The organism is Rhodoferax sp., assembly GCF_039922535.1.
Classification (GTDB): domain Bacteria; phylum Pseudomonadota; class Gammaproteobacteria; order Burkholderiales; family Burkholderiaceae_C; genus Rhodoferax_B.
The window spans coordinates 24088-32935 of the sequence record NZ_JBDTEM010000221.1; the positions used below are offsets into that span (position 1 = coordinate 24088).

9 protein-coding genes are annotated in these 8848 nt (G+C 58.6%); all 9 read left to right on the forward strand.

The window, feature by feature from the left end:
• Nucleotides 1-31: 31 nt before the first annotated feature.
• Entirely contained in the window at nt 32-1501 is a 1470-nt protein-coding gene (locus ABI213_RS10620) for a DegQ family serine endoprotease (RefSeq protein ID WP_348007875.1), read from the forward strand.
• 549 nt (nt 1502-2050) lie between these two features.
• Nucleotides 2051-3859 carry a translation elongation factor 4 gene (gene lepA, locus ABI213_RS10625; protein ID WP_348026985.1) on the forward strand — a complete coding sequence of 603 codons (1809 nt, stop codon included), beginning with the start codon at nt 2051-2053 and terminating at the stop codon, nt 3857-3859.
• Nucleotides 3859-4824: a signal peptidase I gene (gene lepB / locus ABI213_RS10630; RefSeq protein WP_348008991.1), complete on the forward strand. Its 966-nt coding sequence runs from the start codon at nt 3859-3861 to the stop codon at nt 4822-4824. Before lepA ends, lepB begins: the two co-directional genes overlap by 1 nt.
• Nucleotides 4825-4841: 17 nt before the next feature.
• Nucleotides 4842-5195: a DUF4845 domain-containing protein gene (locus ABI213_RS10635; protein ID WP_348008992.1), complete on the forward strand. Its 354-nt coding sequence runs from the start codon at nt 4842-4844 to the stop codon at nt 5193-5195.
• A gap of 1 nt (nt 5196) precedes the next feature.
• Nucleotides 5197-5898 carry a ribonuclease III gene (rnc, locus tag ABI213_RS10640; RefSeq protein ID WP_348008993.1) on the forward strand — a complete coding sequence of 234 codons (702 nt, stop codon included), beginning with the start codon at nt 5197-5199 and terminating at the stop codon, nt 5896-5898.
• An 83-nt stretch (nt 5899-5981) separates the two neighbouring features.
• Nucleotides 5982-6929, forward strand: coding sequence for a GTPase Era (era, locus tag ABI213_RS10645; RefSeq protein ID WP_348009018.1), 948 nt, complete (start codon nt 5982-5984; stop codon nt 6927-6929).
• A gap of 52 nt (nt 6930-6981) precedes the next feature.
• Nucleotides 6982-7731: a DNA repair protein RecO gene (recO, locus tag ABI213_RS10650; protein ID WP_348008994.1), complete on the forward strand. Its 750-nt coding sequence runs from the start codon at nt 6982-6984 to the stop codon at nt 7729-7731.
• Nucleotides 7728-8495 (forward strand): pyridoxine 5'-phosphate synthase, encoded by a 768-nt coding sequence (locus ABI213_RS10655; RefSeq protein ID WP_348008995.1) that lies wholly within the window; start codon nt 7728-7730, stop codon nt 8493-8495. The genes recO and ABI213_RS10655 overlap by 4 nt, the downstream gene beginning before the upstream one ends.
• Before the next feature lies 1 nt (nt 8496).
• Nucleotides 8497-8848, forward strand: a 352-nt coding sequence (gene acpS / locus ABI213_RS10660) for a holo-ACP synthase (RefSeq protein WP_348026987.1), incomplete at its 3' end; no start/stop codon positions are given.

Sequence of the window (8848 nt, forward strand, 5' to 3'; positions counted from 1 at the left end):
GGACTTCTTTTTTTTTGTGAAGGGATGGACGATGTTCCAAGTCAGTTTGAAAAATATCCGTTCGGCTGCTTTGATGTGCAGCATCGCTTTGGTATCGGTGGCGACCTTGGTGCCGGTTGCGCCAGTGTGGGCGCAAACCCGCACGCTGCCGGATTTCACCGATCTGGTGGAGCAGGTCGGGCCATCGGTGGTCAACATCCGCACGCTGGAAAAAGCCTCGACCCATGAGGCGCAAGGCAATGGCATGGACGAAGACATGCAAGAGTTTTTCAAACGTTTCGGCGTGCCTATCCCGAAGATGCCGCGCCAAACGCCACGCCCCCAAAAGCCCCAGCAGCAGCCTGAAGAAGAGGTTCCACGCGGCGTAGGCTCGGGTTTTATTCTGAGCACAGACGGCTACATCATGACCAACGCCCATGTGGTTGAAGGTGCGGATGAGGTGGTCGTCACTTTGACCGACAAACGCGAATTCAAAGCCAAAATCATCGGCTACGACAAGCGCAGCGATGTGGCCTTGGTCAAGATCGACGCGACCGGCTTGCCCGCAGTCAAGCTGGGTGATGTAGGCCGCCTTAAGGTGGGCGAATGGGTGATGGCGATTGGTTCGCCCTTTGGCCTAGACAACACGGTCACGGCAGGCATCGTTAGCGCCAAACAGCGTGACACCGGTGACTATTTGTCCTTCATCCAGACCGACGTGGCGATCAACCCTGGCAATTCCGGCGGGCCGCTGATCAACATGCGGGGCGAGGTGGTGGGTATTAACAGCCAGATCTACTCGCGCTCGGGGGGCTTCATGGGCATCTCGTTTGCAATTCCGATCGACGAAGCTTCTCGGGTGAGCGACCAGTTGCGTGTGTCGGGCCGTGTTTCGCGTGGCCGTATCGGTGTGCAGATTGAAACCGTGTCCAAGGAAATAGCGGAGTCGGTGGGCCTGGGCAAGGCGCTAGGCGCTTTTGTGCGTGGTGTTGAAACCGGCTCGCCCGCCGAAAAAGCGGGTGTGGAGGCCGGTGACATCATCACCAAATTTGACGGCAAGACAATCGAAAAGTCTTCGGACCTGCCGCGCCTGGTGGGTAATACCAAGCCCGGCTCTAAGAGTAGCCTGACGGTGTTCCGCCGCGGTGCGACCAAGGAACTGACGGTATCCATCATCGAGATCGAAGACGATAAACCTGTAAAAAAAGCCACTGGCAAAGAAGACAAGCCCAAGGCATCGTCCGCTGGACAGCAACTGGGCCTGGTGGTGAGCGAGTTGACCGATGCGCAGAAGAAAGAGCTCAAGCTCAAAGGCGGTGTCAAGGTCGATAGCGCTACCGAAGGCGCTGCCCGCGCCGGAGTGAAAGAGGGCGACGTGATTGTGGCCATTGCCAACGCCGAGGTCAACAGCGTCAAGGAGTTCGAAGCCGCAGTGGCTAAGATGGATAAAAACAAGCCCATCAACCTGCTACTGCGCCGGGGCGAGTGGGCGCAATACGCGTTGATTCGGCCTGTGAAGTAAGTGCGTTGGACCAAAGCCCCCAAATCCTTATAGGTTTGTGGGGGCTTTGGAGGCCATATCCTAGGAAAAATACGTTGTCATCCAAATTTCATGAGACTCTCGAAAATCGGTCGAAAGTTTGTACCTACTAACTTTTAAAAGCTCTAGCAACGATTTTGGATAGAATCAGGGGGCTCCTTGGTAGGTTTTAGACATATCAAAAATGCTGGAAACCACGATGCGGGACGTCTTCCCCATGGTGCACAGGTGGTCCACAAACCACCCACAAGTTGTCCAGAAACCTATCCACCGTCCTGTGAATAAATTGTGCATAAGTTCCTTGTTGTGGCCTTGCAACGCATGACCTGCCCGGTTGTCCAGACTTTGCAAGCCCGCCTTTTTGCCTACAATGAAGTTCCAGCTATCGCAGTTGCCAAAGATTGTTGGTTCAGGGCGCGTTCGTTTTCGACGCGCCCTTTTTTCGTTTATTACCCATGACTTTCATGGACCAGGGGTGCAGTGCAACCTGGGCCATGCAAGTGATTTCACTTTAAATAAAGCTTCTCGTTGATGAAAAACATCAGAAATTTCTCCATCATCGCGCACATCGACCACGGTAAATCAACGCTGGCAGACCGGTTGATTCAACGCTGTGGCGGTTTGGCTGAACGCGAAATGGAAGCCCAGGTGCTGGACTCGATGGACATCGAAAAAGAGCGTGGCATCACAATCAAGGCGCAAACCGCCGCCCTGCATTACAAGGCGAAGGACGGGCAGATTTACAACCTGAATCTTATCGACACCCCCGGCCATGTGGACTTTTCCTACGAAGTGAGTCGTTCACTGTCGGCCTGCGAAGGTGCGTTGTTGGTGGTGGATGCCAGCCAGGGCGTGGAAGCCCAAACCGTGGCCAATTGCTACACCGCGCTGGAGCTGGGCGTGGAAGTGGTGCCGGTGCTGAACAAGATTGATCTGCCCAACGCCGACCTGGACAACGCCAAGCTGGAAATCGAAGACGTGATCGGCATCGATGCCACGGATGCAATTCCGTGCTCGGCCAAAACCGGCGTGGGTATTGACGAAATTCTGGAAGCCATCGTGGCCAAGGTGCCTTCGCCCAAGGGCGATCCGGCAGCCCCTTTGCGCGCCATGATCATCGACAGCTGGTTCGATCCGTATGTGGGCGTGGTGATGCTGGTGCGGGTGGTCGATGGCCGCTTGGCCAAGGGCGAGCGCATCCGCATGATGGCCTCGGAAGCTTGCTACAACGCCGACAACCTGGGGGTGTTCACGCCCGGTACCGAAGTACGCCAGTCGCTGGAAGCGGGTGAAGTGGGCTTCATCATTGCGGGCATCAAGGAGTTGCAGGCAGCCAAGGTGGGTGATACCGTCACGCTGGACAAAAAACTGCCCAACAACGCTGGCCCGGCCGAAGCGGCTTTGCCCGGCTTTAAAGAGATTCAGCCCCAGGTGTTTGCCGGGCTGTACCCCACCGAAGCCAGTGAATACGAGTCGCTGCGCGATGCGCTGGAAAAGCTCAAGCTCAACGATGCGTCGCTGCACTACGAGCCCGAGGTATCGCAGGCGTTGGGCTTTGGCTTTCGCTGTGGTTTCTTGGGGTTGCTACACATGGAAATTGTGCAAGAGCGCTTGGAGCGCGAATTTGACCAAGACCTGATCACTACGGCTCCTAGCGTGGTCTACCAGGTGGCACGCTCGGACGGCACCATCACCATGGTGGAAAACCCCGCCAAAATGCCCGACTCCAGCCGCATGGAAGAAATCCGCGAGCCCATTGTCACCGTGCACCTGTACATGCCGCAAGAGTACGTGGGCGTGGTGATGACGTTGGCCAACCAGAAGCGTGGTGTGCAGATGAACATGGCCTACAAGGGCCGCCAAGTCGTGCTGACCTACGAGATGCCGCTGGCCGAAATCGTGCTGGACTTCTTTGACAAGCTCAAATCGGTGAGCCGGGGCTATGCCTCGATGGACTATGAGTTCAAAGAATACCGCGCGGCCGATGTGGTCAAGGTGGACATTTTGCTCAATAGCGAAAAGGTCGATGCCTTGTCGATCATCGTCCACCGCAGCCAGTCGCAGTACCGGGGCCGGGCGGTGGTGGCCAAAATGCGCGAGATCATTTCGCGCCAGCAGTTCGACGTGGCCATCCAGGCCGCCATTGGTTCCGGCATTATTGCCCGTGAGACAATCAAAGCGCTGCGCAAGAACGTCATTGCCAAGTGCTATGGCGGCGACATTTCGCGCAAGCGCAAGCTGCTTGACAAGCAAAAACAAGGTAAAAAACGCATGAAGCAAATCGGCTCGGTAGAAGTGCCGCAAGAGGCTTTTCTGGCAATTCTGCAGGTGGAAGATTGATGCAAGTTCTGACGGCAATGATTCTGGCGGCTTTTGTCGCCTACGGTGGAGCCTGGTACATGGGCATGCTAGAGGGCAACTTTGCCTTACTGCTGTTTCTGGCGACTTTGGTGACAGGCTTATATTGGCTGGCGGAGAAGTTTTACTTTTTCCCTCGCCGCCAACAGGCGGTGCTGCGGCTGGAGGCCGCTTCGGCCCAGCGCCTGGCCGAACTGCAAAAAATGGGTATCACCCAGGTCGACCAAGTGGTGCCCGATGCCAGTGCCCGGTTGCTGATGCAACCTTGGTGGTTGGATTGGACCGCCGGTTTGTTCCCGGTGATTTTGGCGGTGTTTTTGCTGCGTTCATTTTTGTTTGAGCCGTTCAAAATCCCCTCGGGTTCAATGATCCCCACGCTGCTGGTGGGTGACTTGATTTTGGTGAACAAATTCCACTACGGTGTGCGTTTGCCGGTGATCAACACCAAGATTACCGACGGTACACCGCCCCAGCGCGGCGATGTGATGGTGTTTCGCTATCCGCCCAAGCCCAGCCTGGACTACATCAAGCGGGTGGTGGGTGTGCCGGGTGACGAAGTGGCCTACATCAACAAGCGCCTGACCATCAACGGCAAAGTGATGGACACCAAGGAGATTCCTGACTTCTTTGACGAAGACCAGATGCGTTACTTCAAGCAGTTTGAAGAAAAGCTTGGCGACCAGCCGCACCGCTTGCTCAATGACGACAGCCGCCCCGCTTTTGTGCAAGGTGCCGACGACTTCGCGTTTCGGCAAAACTGCCAATACAGCGTTGAAGGCGTGGTCTGCAAAGTCCCCGAAGGCCAGTACTTCATGATGGGTGATAACCGCGACAACTCGCTGGATTCGCGCTATTGGGGCTTTGTGCCCGACAAAAACATTGTCGGCAAGGCCTTCTTTGTGTGGATGAATTTTGGCAATATCAAGCGCATTGGCGCGTTCCACTAGGTTTAAAAGGGCAAGCTATGAAACATGCATTGAGGTCCAAACAGCGCGGCCTGTCTTTTTTTGGTGTCGTCTTTTTGGGCGTGGTGATCTTTTCGGTGTTCGTGGTGGGTGCCAAGGTGGTGCCCACTGTGATTGAGCACCAGGCGATTTTGAAAGCCCTGGAAAAGTCCAAGACCGGTAACACCGTGCCCGAAGTGCGTACTATTTTTGACAAAGCCGCCACCATCGACGACATCTCGTCCGTGTCGGGCAAGGATTTGGAAGTGACCAAGAACGGCGACAAGGTCGTGGTGTCCGTCGCCTACAACAAAGAAATCGAATTGGTGGGCCCAGCGTTTTTGCTCATCAAGTACAGCGGAACCAGCAAATAGCGTGAACGATGGCCTTTTAGCGCTGCAGCAACGGCTGCAGCATGTTTTTTCCGATAGTAAATTGCTGGTGCGTGCCACCACCCACCGTAGCTTTTCGGCCGACCACAATGAGCGACTCGAATTCTTGGGCGACTCGGTCCTGAACCTGGCGGTCGCAGGCTTGCTCTACACCCGCCTCAAAGACCTGCCCGAGGGCGATCTGTCCCGCGTGCGCGCCAATATGGTCAAGCAAGACACCTTGCACCAGTTGGCCGTGGTGCTGGATTTGCCCAGCGTGCTGCGCCTGGGTGAGGGCGAGGCCCGCTCCGGCGGCCAAAAGCGCCCGTCGATCTTGGCCGATGCACTGGAGGCCGTAATTGGCGCGGTCTACCTGGATGCTGGTTACGTGGCTGCCGAGGCCCTGGTGCACCGCCTGTTCAAAGAGGTGGAAATCAACCCCCAGATGCAGGCCATCGGCAAAGACCCCAAGACCGAGTTGCAAGAGTGGTTGCAGGGCCGCAAAATGAAAGTACCCGCCTACCGCGTGGTCAGCACCTTGGGGGCTGCCCATCGGCAGACCTTCGATGTGGAATGTGAAATTGTTGAGCTCGGCCAAACCGAGCGCGGCATTGGCGGCTCGCGCCGCGCTGGTGAACAGGCTGCGGCGGCTGCCATGCTGGTCAAACTTCAATCTAAAGCCGTCGCCGTGAAAGCCTCCAAATGACCGCAAGCCAAACCCCTGATCCCGTTCCCGAGTCCGCTAATACGCCCGATACCCCTGAAGATGCCCTGTCCTCGCTGGAAGGGATGTTGGCTGGTCTGAAAAAAGTGGCCCCCGGTGGTGACACCACGGGCCAGCGCTGCGGCCTGGTGGCTATCGTTGGCAAGCCCAACGTCGGCAAGTCCACCCTGCTCAATGCCGTGGTGGGCCAAAAGATCAGCATTACCTCGCGCAAGGCGCAAACCACGCGCCACCGCATCACCGGCATCCGCACCCGCGAAAACACCCAGTTTGTGTTCGTGGATACCCCCGGTTTCCAGACCCACCACAACAACGCGCTGAACCGCTCGCTGAACAAAACCGTGCTGGGCGCGGTCGGCGACGTGGACCTGATTCTGTTTGTGGTGGAAGCCGGTAGCTTTACCCTGGCCGATGCCAAGGTGTTGTCGCTGCTCAAGCAGGACATCCCTGTGCTGCTGATCGCCAACAAGCTGGACAACGTGCACCGCCGCGGCGACATCGCCCCGTGGCTGCAAACCATGCAAGAACGCCACGCCTTTGCCGAATTTGTGCCCATGTCGGCCAAGAACGCCAAAGATGTAGAGCGCCTGTTTGCCATTTGCGCCAAATACCTGCCCGAGCAAGGCTGGTGGTACGCCGAAGACGAGCTGACCGACCGCAGCGAGAAGTTTCAGGCCGCCGAGACCGTGCGTGAAAAGCTGTTCCGCCTCACCGGCGACGAACTGCCCTACACCTCCACCGTCATCATCGACAAGTTCGAAGAAGAGCCGCCCGCCCGCAAAGGCCAGAAGCGCCTGCTGAAAATCGCCGCCACCATCGTGGTCGAACGCGATGGCCACAAAGCCATGGTGATTGGCGACAAGGGCGAGCGCATCAAGCGCATCGGCATGGAAACCCGTGTCGAATTGGAAAAACTCATGGACGCCAAGGTGTTCATCGAAGTGTGGGTCAAAGTGCGCTCCGGCTGGGCGGATGACGAAGCCCGTGTGCGCTCTTTCGGCTACGGAGACTGACCCAGCACATTCCCAGGCTGGCGACAGGCCTAGGCGTGCATTTTGTCTGACCATGGCCACTAAACGCACCCTCGATGAACCCGCTTACGTACTCCACCGCTACGACTGGAGCGAGTCCAGCCTGATACTGGAAGTCTTCACCCGCCACCAGGGCCGTATGGCCATCGTGGCCAAGGGGGTGAAGAAACCCACCTCCAACTTCCGTCCCATCCTGCTGCCCTTGCAGCCCCTGCGGCTGTCGTTTGGCGGCGATGCCGAAATCCGCACCCTCAAGGCCGCGGAGTGGGTGGGCGGGCACGTGATGCCGACCGGCGACGCGCTGCTGTCCGGCTACTACCTCAACGAATTGCTGATGCGTCTGCTGGCGCGCGACGATCCGCACACCGTGCTGTTCGATGCCTACGCCGTCGCGGTGCAGGTGCTGGCATCCGAACACGGTGAGGCGCTGCAACCGGCGTTGCGGGCGTTCGAGCTGCTGCTGCTGCGCGAAATCGGCCTGCTGCCGTCGCTGGACGTGCAGACCCTGACGCTGGAGCCACTGGACCCTGCAGGCCGCTACAGCCTGGTGGCCGAGGGCGGCCTGCGCCAAAGCCAGGCCGACGACCGCGCCAGCCTCAGTGGCGCGCAGTGGCGCTCGCTGCAGCAATCGCTGCAAGCCGGTGCACCCTTTACCGCCACTTTGCGCGCCTGCGCCGATGTGTTGAATGGTCTCAAGCCCCAATTGCGCGCGGTGCTGCACTACCATTGCGGCATGGCAACGCTGCATACGCGGCAATTGATGATGGACCTGCAAGCCTTATGACACATTCCTCCGCGCACACCGCGCTTTCCGTCAACGTCAACAAGGTCGCCCTGGTGCGCAACACCCGGCACCTGGGTATCCCCAGCGTCGCCCGCGCGGCCACGCTGTGCCTGGAGGCGGGGGCGCAGGGCATCACCGTGCACCCCCGGCCCGATGCGCGGCATATCCGCCCGGACGACGTGACCGAGCTGTCCACACTGCTGAAAGCCTGGCCGGGCCGCGAATTCAACATCGAAGGCAACCCGTTCCAGAACCTGATGGACTTTGTACGCCAGTGCCGTCCCGAGCAGTGCACCTTTGTGCCCGACGGCGAAGACCAGTTCACCAGCGACCACGGCTGGAACCTGGCGCAAGACGGCGAGCGCCTGCGCCCATTGATTGCCGAGGCCCAAAGCCTGGGCGTGCGCGTCAGCCTGTTTATGGACCCGGTGCCCGCCTCCATGGCGCTGGCCAAAGCGGTGGGGGCCGACCGGGTCGAGCTGTACACCGAAACCTTTGCCAGTGCCTTTGGCCAAGCGAATTTTCAAGAGGTTTTTGACCAGTTTGTGCAGACAGGGCGCGCGGCAGCAGCTATTAATCTAGGAGTCAACGCCGGGCACGATCTGAACCGCGACAACCTCACCACCTTCCTGCGCGGCTGCCCCATGGTGCAAGAGGTGTCCATTGGCCACGCCCTGGTGGCCGACGCGTTGGAGCTGGGTTACGCTGCCACGGTGCAAGACTACCTGCGCTGCATTGATGCAGCTTTTGCCTCCGAGGCCTGAGGTGATTTACGGTATCGGCACCGACATCTGCGACGTGCGCCGCATCCGCGCCAGCTTGGGCCGCCACGGCGACCGGTTTGCCGAAAAAGTGCTTAGCGATACCGAATTGACCATCTGGCGCCAGCGCAGCGAACGCAACCCCGAGCGCGGCGTGCGCTACCTGGCGACCCGTTTCAGCGCCAAGGAATCCTTCAGCAAGGCGATCGGCATGGGCATGCGCATGCCGATGACCTGGCGGCTCTGCGAGATCGGCAACCTGCCCAGCGGCCAGCCGGTGATCGTGCTGCACGGCGGGCTGAAAACCTGGTTCGAAGAGCGCCAGCTCAGCGCCGTTGTTACCGTGACCGACGAGA